At 41.7% G+C, this 15,783-nt stretch carries 15 protein-coding genes; 9 read left to right on the forward strand and 6 right to left on the reverse strand.

All coding sequences use genetic code 11. The features are described 5' to 3' along the window. Positions 1–525: 525 nt before the first annotated feature. The gene (locus AC504W_RS00955; protein WP_494875781.1) at positions 526–1,350 is read right to left on the reverse strand and encodes a carbohydrate ABC transporter permease; all 825 of its coding nucleotides are present in this window, start codon (positions 1,348–1,350) and stop codon (positions 526–528) included. Positions 1,351–1,588: 238 nt separating this feature from the next. On the opposite strand from AC504W_RS00955, the gene AC504W_RS00960 reads away from it, so the two are divergent. From AC504W_RS00960 to folE, 5 genes are all read left to right on the forward strand, one after another. Then, complete coding sequence (locus AC504W_RS00960; protein ID WP_096582360.1) at positions 1,589–2,284, forward strand: aldehyde oxygenase (deformylating); 696 nt, start codon at positions 1,589–1,591, stop codon at positions 2,282–2,284. A gap of 264 nt (positions 2,285–2,548) precedes the next feature. Next, a complete protein-coding gene (locus AC504W_RS00965; RefSeq protein ID WP_494875783.1) occupies positions 2,549–3,568 on the forward strand; it encodes a long-chain acyl-[acyl-carrier-protein] reductase in 1,020 nt (339 codons plus the stop codon). A 106-nt stretch (positions 3,569–3,674) separates the two neighbouring features. Beyond that, positions 3,675–4,655, forward strand: a complete 981-nt coding sequence (locus AC504W_RS00970; RefSeq protein WP_096582364.1) for an acetyl-CoA carboxylase carboxyltransferase subunit alpha — start codon at positions 3,675–3,677, stop codon at positions 4,653–4,655. A gap of 363 nt (positions 4,656–5,018) precedes the next feature. Continuing rightward, positions 5,019–5,744, forward strand: a complete 726-nt coding sequence (locus AC504W_RS00975; protein ID WP_494875785.1) for an SDR family oxidoreductase — start codon at positions 5,019–5,021, stop codon at positions 5,742–5,744. 116 nt (positions 5,745–5,860) lie between these two features. After that, positions 5,861–6,568 carry a GTP cyclohydrolase I FolE gene (folE, locus tag AC504W_RS00980; protein ID WP_494875786.1) on the forward strand — a complete coding sequence of 236 codons (708 nt, stop codon included), beginning with the start codon at positions 5,861–5,863 and terminating at the stop codon, positions 6,566–6,568. 168 nt (positions 6,569–6,736) lie between these two features. Here the strand turns inward: folE and AC504W_RS00985 are convergent, their stop codons facing one another. After that, entirely contained in the window at positions 6,737–7,369 is a 633-nt protein-coding gene (locus tag AC504W_RS00985) for a phosphoribosylanthranilate isomerase (protein ID WP_494875788.1), read from the reverse strand. A gap of 106 nt (positions 7,370–7,475) precedes the next feature. Here AC504W_RS00985 and psaK point away from each other — a divergent pair, with 106 nt between their 5' ends. The 4 genes from psaK (at position 7,476) to AC504W_RS01005 (ending at position 10,276) form a co-directional block, all read left to right on the forward strand. Then, positions 7,476–7,727, forward strand: coding sequence for a photosystem I reaction center subunit PsaK (gene psaK / locus AC504W_RS00990; RefSeq protein ID WP_494878803.1), 252 nt, complete (start codon positions 7,476–7,478; stop codon positions 7,725–7,727). A 200-nt stretch (positions 7,728–7,927) separates the two neighbouring features. Further along, complete coding sequence (locus AC504W_RS00995; RefSeq protein ID WP_494875790.1) at positions 7,928–8,482, forward strand: CAP domain-containing protein; 555 nt, start codon at positions 7,928–7,930, stop codon at positions 8,480–8,482. Positions 8,483–8,669: 187 nt separating this feature from the next. Continuing rightward, entirely contained in the window at positions 8,670–9,146 is a 477-nt protein-coding gene (locus tag AC504W_RS01000) for a TspO/MBR family protein (RefSeq protein WP_494878805.1), read from the forward strand. Then, positions 9,146–10,276 carry an HhoA/HhoB/HtrA family serine endopeptidase gene (locus tag AC504W_RS01005; RefSeq protein WP_494875792.1) on the forward strand — a complete coding sequence of 377 codons (1,131 nt, stop codon included), beginning with the start codon at positions 9,146–9,148 and terminating at the stop codon, positions 10,274–10,276. Before AC504W_RS01000 ends, AC504W_RS01005 begins: the two co-directional genes overlap by 1 nt. A gap of 13 nt (positions 10,277–10,289) precedes the next feature. Here AC504W_RS01005 and AC504W_RS01010 read toward each other — a convergent pair whose 3' ends face one another. From AC504W_RS01010 to AC504W_RS01025, 4 genes are all read right to left on the reverse strand, one after another. Then, positions 10,290–11,714, reverse strand: coding sequence for a WGR domain-containing protein (locus AC504W_RS01010; protein WP_494875794.1), 1,425 nt, complete (start codon positions 11,712–11,714; stop codon positions 10,290–10,292). Positions 11,715–11,953: 239 nt separating this feature from the next. Next, on the reverse strand, positions 11,954–12,505 hold the full coding sequence (locus AC504W_RS01015) for an alpha/beta hydrolase (protein WP_494875795.1): 552 nt from the start codon (positions 12,503–12,505) through the stop codon (positions 11,954–11,956). A 297-nt stretch (positions 12,506–12,802) separates the two neighbouring features. Continuing rightward, the gene (locus AC504W_RS01020) at positions 12,803–14,881 is read right to left on the reverse strand and encodes a cation:proton antiporter domain-containing protein (RefSeq protein WP_494875796.1); all 2,079 of its coding nucleotides are present in this window, start codon (positions 14,879–14,881) and stop codon (positions 12,803–12,805) included. Positions 14,882–15,140: 259 nt separating this feature from the next. Beyond that, the gene (locus tag AC504W_RS01025; RefSeq protein WP_103123334.1) at positions 15,141–15,752 is read right to left on the reverse strand and encodes a cytochrome c oxidase subunit 3; all 612 of its coding nucleotides are present in this window, start codon (positions 15,750–15,752) and stop codon (positions 15,141–15,143) included. Positions 15,753–15,783: the final 31 nt, after the last annotated feature.

Genomic DNA, 15,783 nt, shown 5'->3' on the forward strand with positions numbered 1-15,783 from the left:
ACTAAGGTGTGTTAAACATTGAGATGATATTTTTGAAGAGCAATCATATCATTTCACAAAAAAAATGATACAAATTTATGGGTTTTTCATTCTTTCCCCCTGCTCTCTGCCCACGCCAGTCGCTACAAGTCGGGAAACCCGCCGACACTTGCTATAACGGAGGGAATCTCCGCAACGCAGTGTCTCCCCAACGCGCTGGCTCCCCTGCGGTCTATTTGTATCAAACTTAAAGTGAAACGGTATCAGCACTTAACACCAATTGGAAAATTGATTGCTACATATATAGCAATCCTCGATCATTAGCGAACAACTGCTATGTTCCCTTTCTTTGTATACTTTGCGTCCTACTCTGCGGGTTCGCCGTTAGGCGTTTTCGAAGAGTAGTCATAACGCGTATATGCGGTTCGTGATCAGAATTATTTGTTCACGACCTATCTGGAATGGCTGTAGAATTCATTTGATTGTTAAGGTTTTGTCTGGCTCAATTGTTGTTGAGTCTGCCCAAGAGATGAATTCTTCCACGAATCAATTCTTCATCCCTGTGGTCGCAATTCCGCGAATAAATTGACGCTGACCAATCAGAAACAATAACATAACAGGCAGCGTTGCAATAGTTACTGCCGCCATCATCAAAGGCCAGTTATTGGTAAATTGCTCTTGAAATTCCGCCAATGCTAACTGTACTGTTCTTAATTCTGGGCGTGTGGTGAATACCAAAGGCTTAAATAAATCATTCCATTCAGCAATAAAGGTGAATAAAAACAATGTCACCAAAGCTGGACGAGCTAAAGGTAACAATATCCGCCACAAAATTTGTAGCCTGTTCGCCCCATCAATATTTGCGGCTTCTTCCAATTCTACTGGAATGGTTTGAAAATATTGCCGTAAGAGAAATATGCCAAAACCATTGACAGCCGTTGGTAAAATCAGCGCCCCATAAGTATTAATTAAGTGTCCCCACTTTAAAACCAAAAATATCGGTATAACCAACAGCTGAAAAGGGATTACCAAGGTTGCTAAAACAACTAGCAGTAGAGCTTGTCTACCACGAAATTTCAATCTCGCCAGGGCGTAACCAGCCAAAGCTGAGGTGATCAACTGAAACGCCGTGACTGCGATCGCTACTAAGGTAGAATTAGCAAACGCCAACAGGAACTTCCCTCGCTGCCACGCATCATAATAATTACCTAAAGTCCAACCTTGAGGCATCATATCTGGAGTCGCGCCAGGAGGTGCAAAAGATGTGAAAAACACGACAAATAGCGGGAGTAAGACAATTAATGCGCCGCATAGCAGCACCGCTAAACTAAAAATATCGTCAGATTTCAGATTCCAACTTGATTTCATCATAAGTAAATAGATAGCAGAAGCTAGGGGCTAGGAGGAATTGACCATTGACTATCGACTATTAACCTTTGACTCTTGATTCATTTGTTTCTTTAGTACTAGAGCATCGCCCCCAGCAAAAGCTAATCTATTACATAGTGACTTGTTAAGTTAAATTAAACAACAGTGAAGATTACCCTAAAATTACAGGGGAAATTAAGCGTTAGTATCAAATGATTCATCTTACAGGAGTGAAGATACCATGCAGCCGTTGGCAGCCGAATTAGAAATTGATTTCCAAAGCGAAACATATAAAGATGCCTATAGTCGCATTAATGCGATCGTGATTGAAGGGGAACAAGAAGCTTATGAGAATTACATCAAACTAGCTGAACTGCTGCCAGCAAATCATGATCAACTGATTGGCTTGTCGAAAATGGAAAGCCGCCATAAAAAGGGCTTTGAAGCTTGTGGACGGAATTTAAAAGTTACCCCAGACCTGCAATTTGCTAAGGAGTTTTTTGCACCTCTGCACGATAACTTTAAAGCCGCAGCAGCCACAGGTAACGTTGTCACCTGCTTACTGATTCAATCTTTGATTATTGAATGCTTTGCGATCGCGGCCTACAACATCTATATCCCTGTTGCTGATGATTTTGCCCGCAAAATTACTGAAGGTGTAGTCAAAGATGAATACAGTCATTTAAACTTTGGTGAAGTTTGGCTGAAAGCTAACTTTGAAGCATCTAAAGCTGAACTAGAAGAAGCAAACCGCCAAAACTTACCCATTGTTTGGAAAATGCTCAACCAAGTAGCAGCCGATGCTGAAGTGTTAGCAATGGAAAAAGAAGCTTTAGTCGAAGACTTCATGATTCAATACGGTGAAGCCCTAAGTAACATTGGCTTCACAACTAGAGATATCATGCGCTTGTCAGCCTACGGCCTTTCCGCTGCTTAAAACAAGTATGAAGAATGAAGGATGAAGATAAAAGAAGAATCCAAAAGTGGGCATTCAGGATACAGAATAACTGAGCCTGGCTCTGCAACCCACAGATTTATTTAGGGCTTCGTCAAGAATTCATCCTGAATTCTGACTCCTGAATCCGATTTTGCTAAAACTTCAGACTTCAGACTTCAGACTTTATTGTATTTTTAAGGTTAGGTATTGTCACTTACCCACTAAATTCCACGCTTTCGACGCAGCAAACGCCTAATACAATACATGTTTGGTCTAATTGGACATCTGACTAGTTTAGAACACGCTCAAGCGGTAGCTCAACGATTGGGATACCCAGAATATGCCGATCAAGGTCTAGATTTTTGGTGCAGCGCCCCGCCACAAATTGTTGATCACATTAAAGTTACCAGCCTGACTGGAGAGATCATTGAAGGCAAGTATGTAGAATCATGCTTTTTGCCAGAAATGCTGGCGAATCGGCGGATTAAGGCGGCAACGCGCAAAATTCTTAATGCAATGGCTCATGCTCAAAAGCATGATATAGACATCACAGCTTTAGGCGGTTTTTCATCAATTATTTTTGAAAACTTTAATTTAGAGCAGTTCAGCCAAGTCCGCAACATCAAATTAGAGTTTGAACGCTTCACTACAGGCAATACACACACTGCCTACATTATCTGTCGGCAAGTAGAAGCCGCTGCAAAACAAGTAGGAATTGAACTGTCGAAAGCAACAGTAGCTATATGTGGAGCAACTGGGGATATTGGTAGTGCAGTAACCCGCTGGCTAGATGCCAAAACGGATGTCAAAGAAATTTTGCTGATTGCCCGTAACCAAGAACGCCTGCAAAATCTCCAAGACGAATTGGGGCGAGGGAAAATCATGGCTTTGGATGAAGCATTACCCGAAGCTGATATTGTAGTGTGGGTGGCAAGTATGCCCAAAGGGGTAGAAATTGACCCCAAGGTGTTAAAACAACCTTGCCTACTCATTGATGGTGGCTATCCTAAAAATTTAGGTACGAAAATTCAACATCCTGGCGTTTATATACTCAACGGTGGCATTGTTGAGCATTCTTTAGATATTGACTGGAAAATTATGCAAATCGTCAATATGGAAGTGCCAGAACGCCAGCTATTTGCCTGTTTTGCCGAAGCTATGCTACTGGAATTTGAGAAGTTACATACGAACTTTTCTTGGGGGCGTAATCAGATTACCGTAGACAAAATGGAGCAGATTGGTCAAGCATCGGTAAAACACGGCTTTAGGCCACTGCTGCTTTAGCAAAGTAAAAAGTCAAAAGTAAAAAGTTAAAAGCATCTTTGTACTTTTGCCTTTTTACTTTTTACTTCTTAAATCCCCAATCCCTAGTTCCTCACCCCTAGTTTATATGGCTACTACCGAGCGTAAACCACTACTGTTAGATTTTGAAAAGCCGTTAGCAGAACTATCCAACCGCATTGAGCAGATTCGGCAACTTGCAGAAGAAAATGGCGTTGATGTATCTGGTGAAATTCGCAAGCTAGAAGCACGCGCGACAAAACTGCGTGAAGAGATTTTTAGTACTTTATCTCCGGCTCAAAGGGTGCAAGTCGCCCGTCATCCCCGTCGTCCCAGTACTCTTGATTACATCCAGGCGATTACAGATGAATGGATGGAGTTACATGGCGATCGCTGTGGTACAGATGATCCGGCTTTAATTGCTGGTGTAGCTCGTTTAGGTGGGCAGCCGGTAGTAATGTTAGGTCAACAAAAAGGGCGTGACACTAAAGACAATATTGCCCGTAACTTCGGGATGGCGGCTCCTGGTGGTTATCGCAAAGCCATGCGTTTGATGGAACATGCCAATAAGTTTGGAATGCCGATTTTAGCTTTTGTTGATACACCCGGCGCTTTAGCCACAGTAGCAGCAGAACATCAAGGTGCTGGCGAAGCCATAGCTTATAATCTGCGCGAGATGTTTAGCTTAGATGTACCGATTATTTGCACAGTTATTGGTGAAGCAAGTTCTGGTGGAGCGCTGGGTATTGGTATTTGCGATCGCCTACTGATGTTTGAACACGCTGTTTACACTGTGATTAGCCCTGAAGGTTGTGCGGCGATTCTCTGGAAAGATGCCAGTAAAGCACCTCAAGCCGCTGTCGCTTTAAAAATTACTTCTCATGACTTAAAAAACTTAGGGATTATTGACCAAATTTTAGCGGAACCAATTGGCGGCGCTCATTCTGACCCCTTAGAAGCCGCAACCACCCTCAAGCAAGCACTTTTAGATAATTTAGATGAACTTAAACAGTTAACATCTCCAGAAAGACGGCAAATGCGCTACGAAAAATTCCGCAAAATTGGTGTTTTTACAGAAATTCCCCACTAGCCAGCCAAACCTAGGTCATTAACTCAAGAGCAATGTTATAATTGCCTGTGGTTCTTAAAGATTTTTAACAATCTTTTTAACCACAGGCATTTGTATTTATGATGAATCGTCTCACTTAAATGAGAGATTTGTGTAGTTTTTAGTAACTTACTGCGAGTAGACAGCCAAAATACCCGGATGAAGAAGAATTTTCATCACTGGCGTATATCTAATTGGCAAAAATGCCCACACTGACAATTCAATATAGCAATTGTCAAAAAAAAATTATCGGAATTTAAGGTTACTTTAATGTAGCCCATCCGAAAGGCTTAAATAATTTGGTGGCAAGGGGCTTGGGTCACTGCCAAAAAAATGGGGGAAAGCATGAGTAGTAAGCAGAAACAACATGCCCTGATTACTGGGGCTAGTAGTGGAATTGGCAAAGCCACCGCTTTAGCATTTGCCAAGGCAGGCATAGATGTTGCTTTAGTCAGCCGTTCTTTAGATAAATTAGAGGCGGTAGCAGCAACAGCCAAGCAAACCGGAGTAGAAGCCAAAGCTTACGCCCTGGATTTAGCCGATTTACCACAAGTAGAAGCAAAAATAAATGCGATCGCCCAAGATTTTGGCAACATAGATATTTTGGTAAACAATGCCGGAATAGGCTACACAGCTAATTTAAATGACACCAGCTTAGAAGACTGGCAACAAGTTATTAACATCAATCTCACCAGTGTATTTGAGTGCATCAAAGGAATTTTGCCGGGAATGCGCGATCGCGGCACAGGCACAATTATCAACGTAGCCTCAATAGCTGCCAAGCAAACCTTTGCTGGATGGGGAGCCTATTGTGTTAGCAAAGCCGGACTTCTAGCCCTTTCTCAAACCCTGGCTCAAGAAGAACGCGCCCACGGTATCCGTGTTACGGCCATTTGTCCTGGTTCTGTGAATACAGAAATCTGGGACACAGACACCGTTAATGTCAACTTTGACCGTTCAAAAATGTTAACTCCAGAAATTGTGGCACAGTCAATTCTCCACACCGTCTTATTGCCACCACAAGCGGTGATTGATGAATTGATTCTCATGCCCAATACAGGCACTTTTTAGGCATTTGTTCTTGGTCATTAGTCATTTGTTATGAGTGAATCACAAAAGACAAATGACCAACGACCAATGACTAATGACTGATAGCAAACATCCAAAAATTAACTGAAAATTACATCATGACTATTGCTAGTTCTAACGGTTCCAATCGTTTTCAATCTCCGCTGATTTCCGATTTGGCAGAGGCCATCAATACCAGACCCGATCGCAACACCCACGACGGACGACTACCGGATTTGCAACCGCCTTCTGAGGAAAATATGGAGCAAATGATGGATGCCGTCAGGAACATCATAGTCGGCGTTGGCGAAGATCCTGAGCGTGAAGGACTGCTCAAGACTCCCAAGCGTGTTGCTGAGGCAATGCGTTATCTTACCAGTGGCTATAACCAATCTTTAGAAGAACTGGTGAATGGTGCCATCTTTGATGAAGGTCATAACGAGATGGTACTAGTTCGAGATATTAACTTCTTTAGCCTCTGCGAACATCACATGCTGCCGTTTATGGGGAGAGCGCATGTTGCTTATATTCCTAATCAAAAAGTTGTGGGCTTAAGTAAGTTAGCCCGGATTGTGGAAATGTATTCCCGACGGTTACAAGTTCAGGAAAGATTAACTCGCCAAATTGCCGAAGCGATTCAAACGATTTTGGAACCTCAAGGTGTAGCAGTAGTTATGGAAGCTACTCACATGTGTATGGTAATGCGGGGTGTCCAGAAACCTGGTTCCTGGACTGTTACCAGTGCCATGCTGGGTGTATTTCAAGACGAACAAAAAACCCGCGAAGAATTCTTTAACTTGATTCGCCATCAACCAAGCTTCTTTTAGAAGTAACGCGATGTGCGACTTATTTTTGAAACCCCGCTTCCATTCCTCTCTCCGCAACGGAGAGAGGCTTTGATTCTTCCTCCTCTTCCCTTGTAGAGAAGGAGTTGGGGGTTAGGTCTGAGATAAAGTTGCACACAGCGTGAAGTATGAAAAATAAAATTTCATACTTCATAATTTAGTTTTAAGCCTTTCAAACAGTAGCGCTACCTTGTGTAAATCTTTATCTCCGGGTTGAATTTCGACACCGCTGGATAAATCTATACCATTAGGCTTGACTTGGCTAAGGGCTTCTAAAATATTTTCTGGTGTTAATCCTCCCGCTAAAAACCACGGGCTACTGGGGTGGAATTTTTCTAGCATTGCCCAATCTAAAGTTTGGCCTGTACCGCCTAACTGTTGGGGATGATAGGCATCAAGTAATAAAGTATCTACGTATTGAGCATAAATAGATGCTTGTTCCAGATGGTCAAAACTTCGTATCCTCAGTGCTTTGAGAATTTCTACATTGGGGATTTTTTGACGTACTTGGTGGCAAAATTCTGGTGTTTCATCACCGTGCAACTGCACACCAGTTAAACCAGAATTATTCACTATCTGGCTAATCTCCTCAATGAGAGCGTTAGCAAACACGCCGATTTTATCAATTTCATCTGGTAGCTGTGTCACGGCTGCCCGAATTTGCATTGCTGTAACATAACGAGGCGAAGTAGGTACACAAATAAATCCTAAAGCTGTTGCGCCTAAAGATGCGATCGCTTTAGCTTGTTGTGGTTGAGTGATGCCGCAGATTTTAACCCGCATATAGTTCTAAAGAGCGAATTTTTGCTAACAATCTCTGGTTGCTTACTCAGTAATTCTATAATTTTGAAGGTTTTATGAATTTTGTCATTTAGGAGACAGAACCTTGATGTTATCAAATTTACTGGCAGCAGCAGCTAATGTTCCCGCAACTCCCGCGTGGACTCCCACCGTTGGAATCATTATTAGCGTTAGCAGCATCATCATTCTGTTGCTATCCACCCGAATTGAAAAACCTCAAGTTGGCCCCAAGTTGCCAGTTCTGCCCGTTAGTGTTCCTACATTTATCGCGGCTATGGCTTTTGGGCATATTATCGGTATCGGCATCGTTTTAGGACTGACTAATATTGGTCGTCTATAAATCACAAGATGACACAGAAGTGAGATTATCAATCAATCTCCTACTCTGAAACTCATTCTGGTTCTTTCTCTAGCAATGCAACACTCAAGTTTAGCCCAGTTAGATTTTGCTATTTTTGTTACCTTAAAGACAGATTTCATAGCAATTTCATCACGAAAGCTAAGTTGATAGTTCTTGTCTGGAGAAAGAACCATAAGTAGATGCAAAACAAACTACCGCAAATAATTTGGTTAGCATCGGCGGCGATCGCACTATTAGCAAGTGGTTGCGAGGAAATGCTAAAATACGCGCCACCGTTGCCCAGTCTTGAATTACCATCCAGCCAACCACCACAGCCTGTAATTTCTGCCGAATCTGCCAAAATTGCAGACATGGAAGCTGCAATTCGCCAAGGTATCAACCAAGTGCGTCAGCAAAATGGACTTCAGCCGCTACAAAATAATGAAAAACTCACCCAGGTAGCCCGCAACTATAGCCATCAGATGGCGCAGAAAAAGTTCTTTAGTCACACTGGTGCCGATGGTAGTAGCTTACGAGACAGAGTACGTGCAGGCAGAATCAATTATTGGATGGTTGGGGAAAACTTATTTACATCTACCAATGTGCCGCAACCTGTACCAGCCGCCATCAAAGGTTGGATGAACAGCCCCGGACACCGAGCCAATATTCTGCGTCCAGTATTCAGAGAAACGGGTGTAGGAATCTGGCGAGTTGGGAATACATACTACATGACTCAGTTATTTTTACGACAATAACTTCTTCTCAGACTGTCGCCTATCACCCATAGAATAAGGCAGGAAGCAGGAGGAAAAGTCTGATTATTCCTGGCATTCAAGCTTTCAAATTGTCCTAACACCTCTGACTGTTGCTATATCACAGGATAGGTGCAGCGATCGCCGATTCAATCTAAACTACAAATGTATTATTATGACAGGAGTTTTAGTGAAAGCTAGATGGATAATTACAGCAGCTTCAGCAGCCCTGTTCTTTGGTGGTAGCCTGTTCACATCGCTGCGCGACCCGTGGTTTCAAAATCTGCAACGTCCCAGTTGGTTGACCTTTGAGTTTCTTATTCCTGTTATTTGGACTTTCATTTGGGTTTGCCTCACGATTTCTGCAATTATCGTATGGGAGAAAAGCTGCAAAAAAGGTTCTCGTCCTTGGGGTTTGCTAGTAGTTTATGGTGCGATCGCTTTACTCACATCACTTTACAGTCCCGTTGTGGTAGAACTTCGCAGTTTGACTGGTGGTATGATTGTGGGCGGTTTAGCGACAGTTTTGGTGTACATTTTGGCTTTTGTTGTTAAGCCAATTTCGCAAACTGCTTCATGGCTATTTGTACCTTACGCATTGTGGGGGCCTTTCGGCACTTATCTCACTTGGTTATTACTACAACTCAATAGCCCCATCAACCCATAATGAAACGATTGATTCCCTATTTCTCGCTTTATTTAACTTTGCTATTATCTGGATGTATTGCCAATAGAGATGGTAAAAATCCTCTAGTTACAGCAACACTCAATCCAGCAGCACCCAGCAATAATCAAGATGCAAACTATATCACTCAGGTTGTGCAACAAGTCGGGTCAGCAGTGGTACGCATCAACTCAACGCGGATTGTGGCAGTATCTCCACAAGACTCTTATTTAGGGCGTTTTTTTGGCGCACAGGTGCCGAATAGAGAAGAAGTGCAACGGGGTATTGGTTCAGGATTTATTACCAGTGCGGATGGGATTATTTTAACGAACGCTCATGTTGTCGCCGATGCAGATAACGTATCCGTGGTGTTAAAAGACGGACGCAGCCTTCAAGGTAAGGTGGTAGGCGTTGATAGAGTGACTGATGTCGCAGTAGTGCGAATTAAAGGTACAGGACTTCCGACAGTCAAGTTAGGTAACTCGGATAATTTGTTACCAGGGCAGTGGGCGATCGCCATTGGCAATCCTCTAGGATTAGATAATACAGTTACCCAAGGAATCATCAGTGCAACTCAGCGTTCAGTAGCTGATTTAGGAGTACCCACCGAACGTGTAGATTTTATTCAAACTGATGCTGCAATTAACCCTGGTAATTCTGGAGGCCCCTTGCTCAACGCTCAAGGAGAAGTAATTGGGATGAATACCGCCATCATCCAAGGAGCGCAAGGATTAGGGTTTGCCATTCCTATCAAAACGGCGCAAAGAATTGCTAATGAATTAATCGCTAAAGGACGAGTAGATCATCCTTATGTTGGCATTCAAATGGGTGAGTTAACGCCTGATTTACGCAGCAAAATTAATCAGAGTGATACAGGTTTAAAAGTTAATCAAGATACAGGTGTGATTATTTTAGGAGTCGCCTCCAACTCTCCCGCTGCTCGTGCAGGGTTGCGTCCAGGCGACATTATTGACAGTATTAACGGTGTTGCCATTCAAGATATTCGGCAAGTGCAACAATTGGTAGAAACTACCAAAGTTGGCGACATGATGCAAATTACAATTAATCGTAATGGTAAAAAACAAGCGATCGCCATTCGCACAGTTGCTTTACCTGCAAGAGACATTAGTTGAAGAATTTAGAACCTTAATTATTGATCTTTTTAATATCTCCATAGGCGCGATAAAAACCGCCTCTAGCTGACTCGCGGACTTCTTGGACAAGATAGCGATCGCCAACTTGGCGAATATCTTTGGGAAACTGCACATTCCAGTTAAAATTGTACCCTGGAGAAATCACTCTGACACGCAGTTTACTGCCATCTTGAAAACACTCAACAATTACCCCAGCACTCGTATCTGTAGTGGTTTCGAGAACAGTAGAAGGTGCGGCTCCCTCAGTTTTTGGTGCTTTAATAATAGTTGCATCGGGAATTGTACCAGCTTGAGCAGAGGCGATCGCAGTTTCACTGGCATCAATACAAGCTAAAGCTCCATCAGTGGTTACAATATAAATTCGAGATTCGCAAAACTGCATGGATAAAGCCGAACCACAACCAGTTCCCAACTTCCACAGTCTTTCTCCGGCTTGACTAAAGCAGTAAATCGAAGAATTATTATCACCAGCAAACACATATTTACCATCTTGTGCAGTGGCGCAAGAATAAACCGCAGCATCGCACTTATATATTGTTAGTGGCTTACCCTGCTTGCTAAAACTGTAAATTTTTCGGTCGCTTGCACCTGCGTAAACTGCGGATGCTTCTTGCCAACCGAATAGCACACTCCCGCCAGTTTTTTGATGCCAAACCATTCGACCTTCTTGATTATCATACATCGTCACGCCTTGACTATGACCGTGATAAATCCCAGCTTCATCGCAGCGAACCATCCAGCCAGAATTACCTTGACTTAATCGCGTCCATTGTGACTCATCATTATGATCTATAGTTGTTACGCCACCGTTAGCATCAGAGACAGCCAATAAACCATCTTTAATATCCAGCCAGAAGATATCGACATTTTCATCAATTTTGTAAGCAACGCGGGGTAACTTACCAGTTAAATCGTAGACATTGCCATCATCGCAACCAGCGTAAATCCAGATATCATCAGCTACTAAACATTTAACCCCATCAGGAAGTTTAAATTGATTGCTGACTTTACCTTCATGGTTCAAAGCAAAAACTTGACCAGCTTGATTACCCAGCCAGCAACGGTTAGCATCAATGAAAATGCCAAAAGCCGCTGAATTAGCCGCAAATTTCCATAAAATTGGCGCTTGTTTGGACGTTGAGACAGTACTAGCAACTTCTCGGCGAGTCACAGAACGCTTTTGACGCACACCCATCACAGCATTTTCATAGCCTTTTTTCAGCTTTTCGTTAATTTTTTTCGCCGCTTCCGCCTTGGCTTTTTCTGGTGTCGGGTAAGTTTTGGTCTGCGTCTGTCCTGCGTCACCGATGCGACCGTAGCGGATACTTACTTGAGTATCTTCAACAATAACCTCATAAAACTTGTGGGAACTTCCACTATCTTCTGATAACTCTAAGTATGTTATTTCTTTAGCCATGACATTTGCTCGTTAAAACTGAATGTAAATATTCGGAGTGGTATACAAATAAATTGACCATCCTTAATCGGTTCTAACTATGACCAAGGTCATGTGTCTATAAGCTACAAGTACAAACTTCAACCAAATGAATCTTTTAAAACCGGAGATTCACAATCAATCAGGATTTGAGGCATTGCTACAAGCAATATGAGACTGTTGAAATTAATAAAGCTTGAGATTTGCAATGCACTCAGTACTTAGAGGACTTTCGCCAAGCTGCTTAGTCTTTCATAAACTGGAATCAGGCGATCGCCTTCTATTTCTACGGTATTATCGGGATAATGGCGAATTGCACCTAGCAGTGTGATTTCTCCATCTTCTTGAATAGATTTACTCAAAGATGTTTGTAGCGCCTGTGCATCTAAGTCCCCCGCAGGTGGATGAACTACATCACCAATTTGAGCCAGTAAAATTGGCCCTGTCCAACCAGACAACAAACTATCTAAATAAGCAGGTTCAGCTTTTATACCTGCGACTAGTGCTTTACGAGCTACAGCCGGGTCTTGTTTAGCTACTTGCAAATAATTTCTTAGTGTTGGGGTAGTTTTCCCTGTTTGCACAAACGCATTCAATTCCGTTACAGAAACAGGCCCTTGAAAACTACCATATTTTAAAATTACCTGTTCAGCCGCGTTTGCACTAGCATGGAATAGCAAAACACTAGCACCTACTCCCAAAACTACTGTCTGACTCAATAATTTACTAAACTTCCCCTTAGTTAATTGATTCCAAAATTTAAAAATCTGCATTACATTTAACTTCCTAGTGGTGTAGAGCGTACACAGGTCTAAAATATCTAAGCTTGCTGATCACGACAACATATTTATAAGGTTATCTAAATAGATTAAGTTTGTGGAATCTACTGAGGTATGACCAGCGATAGAAATTAAAATCTCAACATGAGTAGGGTGAGTATAATTATGCCCACCCTAATTTAGTTTTGCTGATTACAGTAGATTTTAAGTTAGTCGAGTACACAATTTCAGAGTGAAAGCCAGATATCAAGGCTGTTTTACTTCTGAAGTCTGCTGTATTTGCTGAACAAATTAAGAGTGGGGTTCTCCTAACAACACAATTGAGCATTTTAATTCTCTTAAGATTTGAGTTGTTACTTGACTAACAGCCAAACCCCCTGCTGTGCGATAGCGAACAGAACGCAACACCGCTAAATCAAAAGACTGAGCTTCTCGAATAATTACTCTAGCGATATCATCACCTTTAACAGTCTGGATATTTGTCTTGACCTGTAACTGACTTTTCGTGGCAATCTCAGATAATTGGGATGTAAATTTCTCAACTAAAGCTGGGCGAGTTTTGCGATCGCTCACATGCAACAATACCACCTCTGCCTGATTCACATCAGCTAAAATTTGCGCGAACCTAACAGCGCCTATAGTTTGTCGTGTCAAATCACCAACAGGTACAAGAATTCTTTGGATAGTTCTCGGACTACTTAACAAACGTGTAACTGCTACTGGACAATGTGCAGACCAAAATACACTATCCAGCACACTACCAAACAAACGAGCGCGGAAACCTGTAGTCTGCGACCAACCCATCACCACTAAATTAGCATTACGTTCCCGACTAGCACGGCTAATTCCCAAAGCTGCATCATCATCAATGCGAATTGCTGGCGAAACTTCCACATCAAATTCTTGGCTAATTTCTTTAGCCAACTGCAATCTTTTTTGGCTCTGTTCAAGTGCTGTTACTAATTGCGGATCATCCATCTGAATCAGAGCTTTGGTAATAGCTAAAGGTACAATTCTCCCCGATTCATGACGCGCCAATAATGCAGCCATTTCTATTAAATAACGCTGGGTTTGCGGATTATAAATTGGCACAACCACAGTGAATTGCTGTTGTTCTGCTTCTATCTCATGCTCATGACTTTCCCACCAAGTTGAGAGTCTATCGGTGGCAAAATCCGCTTCACTAACTTGTAAAGCAGTCGCATACCTAGCAGTAATCACTGGCCCTAAAATTGCCGTCACCAGCATGAGAACAATTACACTGTTTAAAACACCTTCATTAATTAATCTTTCCCCAGCCGGGTTAACAGTTTGATAAGCCACCAATGCAGCCGCAAGTGTCGCTGCTACTTGCGGTAAAGAGAGTGACCACATTGTGAGCATTTCGGCTGTGTTGTAGCGGTAAAATAATTTAGCTAAAAATGCCGCAATAAATTTGCTGCTAATCAAAGCTACTACAATTACCACAGTCAACCAAACAGAACTGAGGGTTTTAAGGAATGCGGGAATATTAATTAACAATCCCATATCTACAAAGAAACATGGGATAAATAAAACACTACCAATAAATTCAATTTTTTCCTTAACTGGGCTACGTCCTAGAACATCATTAACTGCTAAACCTGCTAAAAATGCCCCAACAATTTTCTCAACCCCAATAACTTGCGCTCCCACAGAAGCCAAAAATAATGCTAGTAAAATAAACAAAAACTGGTTGCTTTGCTCATCTCCAGAACGCCGAAAAAATTCCTTACCTGCCCAGTCAAAACCAAACAAAACAACAACGGAGTAAATTGCTAATCCCCCCAATAAAGTAGCTAAACTCAGGGCAGAAAATTCTCCCCCATGAATACCTACACAAATTGCCAATACCAACAAAGCACCCGTATCAGTAAAAATTGTTGCCCCAATTGTGACAGTCACAGCTTCATTTGTGACTACTCCCAAACGACTTACAATTGGATATGCTAAAAGAGTATGGGATGCTAATAGAGAACCAATCAAAAAAGCAGCATTCCAACCGAAATTAAACAAACGTCCAACCAGAATACCAGCTATTAATGGAACTAAAAAGGTTAGTATGCCAAAACCAATTGAGCGATTTTTAGTTTTGCGAAACTGCTCTAGATCAATTTCTAAACCTGCTACGAACATCAAATAAATTTTGCCAATATCTGATAGCAGTTTGATTGTATCTGATTCTGAATTGAGTAACTTTAAGCCATTTTCTCCTAGAATGACACCTGCTACTAGCAAACCCACTAATCCAGGCAACTGCAATTTTTCAAATATTGGCGGTACGGTAAAAATTACTGTCAGGAGAATAGTAAAGGCAACAATTGGGCTTTCTGCTAAAGTTTGAAGTGCCATTGGTGAATCAAGTTTTTTAGGGAAAATTGTATATGCTGAATTTATTTAGCTCAGTAAAATTTAATTTTTAACATTAAGCCTTCCCAGTTGTATCTTAAAAATTAATTTTTTCACATCTATACAGAGATAGAGTGACATATTTTTATAACTGATCATAAGATCATTTTTTTAATAACTAAATATGAAAAACAGAGGAAAAGGTGAATTACCTTACCCTCTCGCTAAAAATTTGCTCTAATTTTTGAGTAAAGCTGAATATTTACTGCCAAATGTAGAGCAGAACAAATAAAACAATCCAGATCACATCAACAAAGTGCCAAAACAGGGAAGTAGAATTAACTCCAAAGTGACCAGATTCGTAATTCCCAGGAATAAAAGAGCGGATAAAAATCATCAATTGCAACAGAATACCTGTCAAAACATGCAAGCCGTGAAAACCTGTTAACAGGTAGAACATTCCGCCAAAGGTGCCAGTCGTGAAACCAAAAGCCAAATGACTCCATTCAATCGCCTGTCCTACCAAGAAATAACTGCCCATTGCCATTGTTGCTAAAAGAAACAGGCGAAAACCCCATAATTTATGACGTTGTAGAGCGCGTTCTGCCAAATAAATTACAAAGCTACTAGCAACCAACACAACAGTATTGATAGCCGGTTCTCTCACTTCTAAACCTTCAACACCAGGCGGTAGCCAGTTAGGAGTTGTTAGCTTGTAAACAATATAGCCAGCGAAAAAACTCAAGAAAATCACACTTTCCGACAATAAGAAAACAATAAAACCAAACATTTTATTGCCTTCTTCATCATGTCCATGCTCCCCAGCATGATGAGAGTGATTTTGCAACTCTTCAGAAACGATATAGCTGTCCATAGGTCAATCGTGTAATATTGCTGAGAAAATA

The sequence above is a fragment of the Nostoc sp. C96 genome (assembly GCF_059384975.1).

Excerpts from the sequence above, each read along its gene's own strand:
- AC504W_RS00955 (WP_494875781.1), bottom strand. The coding sequence starts at position 1,350 with ATGATGAAATCAAGTTGGAATCTGAAATCTGACGATATTTTTAGTTTA.
- AC504W_RS00960 (WP_096582360.1), top strand. The coding sequence starts at position 1,589 with ATGCAGCCGTTGGCAGCCGAATTAGAAATTGATTTCCAAAGCGAAACA.
- AC504W_RS00965 (WP_494875783.1), top strand. The coding sequence starts at position 2,549 with ATGTTTGGTCTAATTGGACATCTGACTAGTTTAGAACACGCTCAAGCG.
- AC504W_RS00970 (WP_096582364.1), top strand. The coding sequence starts at position 3,675 with ATGGCTACTACCGAGCGTAAACCACTACTGTTAGATTTTGAAAAGCCG.
- AC504W_RS00975 (WP_494875785.1), top strand. The coding sequence starts at position 5,019 with ATGAGTAGTAAGCAGAAACAACATGCCCTGATTACTGGGGCTAGTAGT.
- folE (WP_494875786.1), top strand. The coding sequence starts at position 5,861 with ATGACTATTGCTAGTTCTAACGGTTCCAATCGTTTTCAATCTCCGCTG.
- AC504W_RS00985 (WP_494875788.1), bottom strand. The coding sequence starts at position 7,369 with ATGCGGGTTAAAATCTGCGGCATCACTCAACCACAACAAGCTAAAGCG.
- psaK (WP_494878803.1), top strand. The coding sequence starts at position 7,476 with ATGTTATCAAATTTACTGGCAGCAGCAGCTAATGTTCCCGCAACTCCC.
- AC504W_RS00995 (WP_494875790.1), top strand. The coding sequence starts at position 7,928 with ATGCAAAACAAACTACCGCAAATAATTTGGTTAGCATCGGCGGCGATC.
- AC504W_RS01005 (WP_494875792.1), top strand. The coding sequence starts at position 9,146 with ATGAAACGATTGATTCCCTATTTCTCGCTTTATTTAACTTTGCTATTA.
- AC504W_RS01010 (WP_494875794.1), bottom strand. The coding sequence starts at position 11,714 with ATGGCTAAAGAAATAACATACTTAGAGTTATCAGAAGATAGTGGAAGT.
- AC504W_RS01015 (WP_494875795.1), bottom strand. The coding sequence starts at position 12,505 with ATGCAGATTTTTAAATTTTGGAATCAATTAACTAAGGGGAAGTTTAGT.
- AC504W_RS01020 (WP_494875796.1), bottom strand. The coding sequence starts at position 14,881 with ATGGCACTTCAAACTTTAGCAGAAAGCCCAATTGTTGCCTTTACTATT.
- AC504W_RS01025 (WP_103123334.1), bottom strand. The coding sequence starts at position 15,752 with ATGGACAGCTATATCGTTTCTGAAGAGTTGCAAAATCACTCTCATCAT.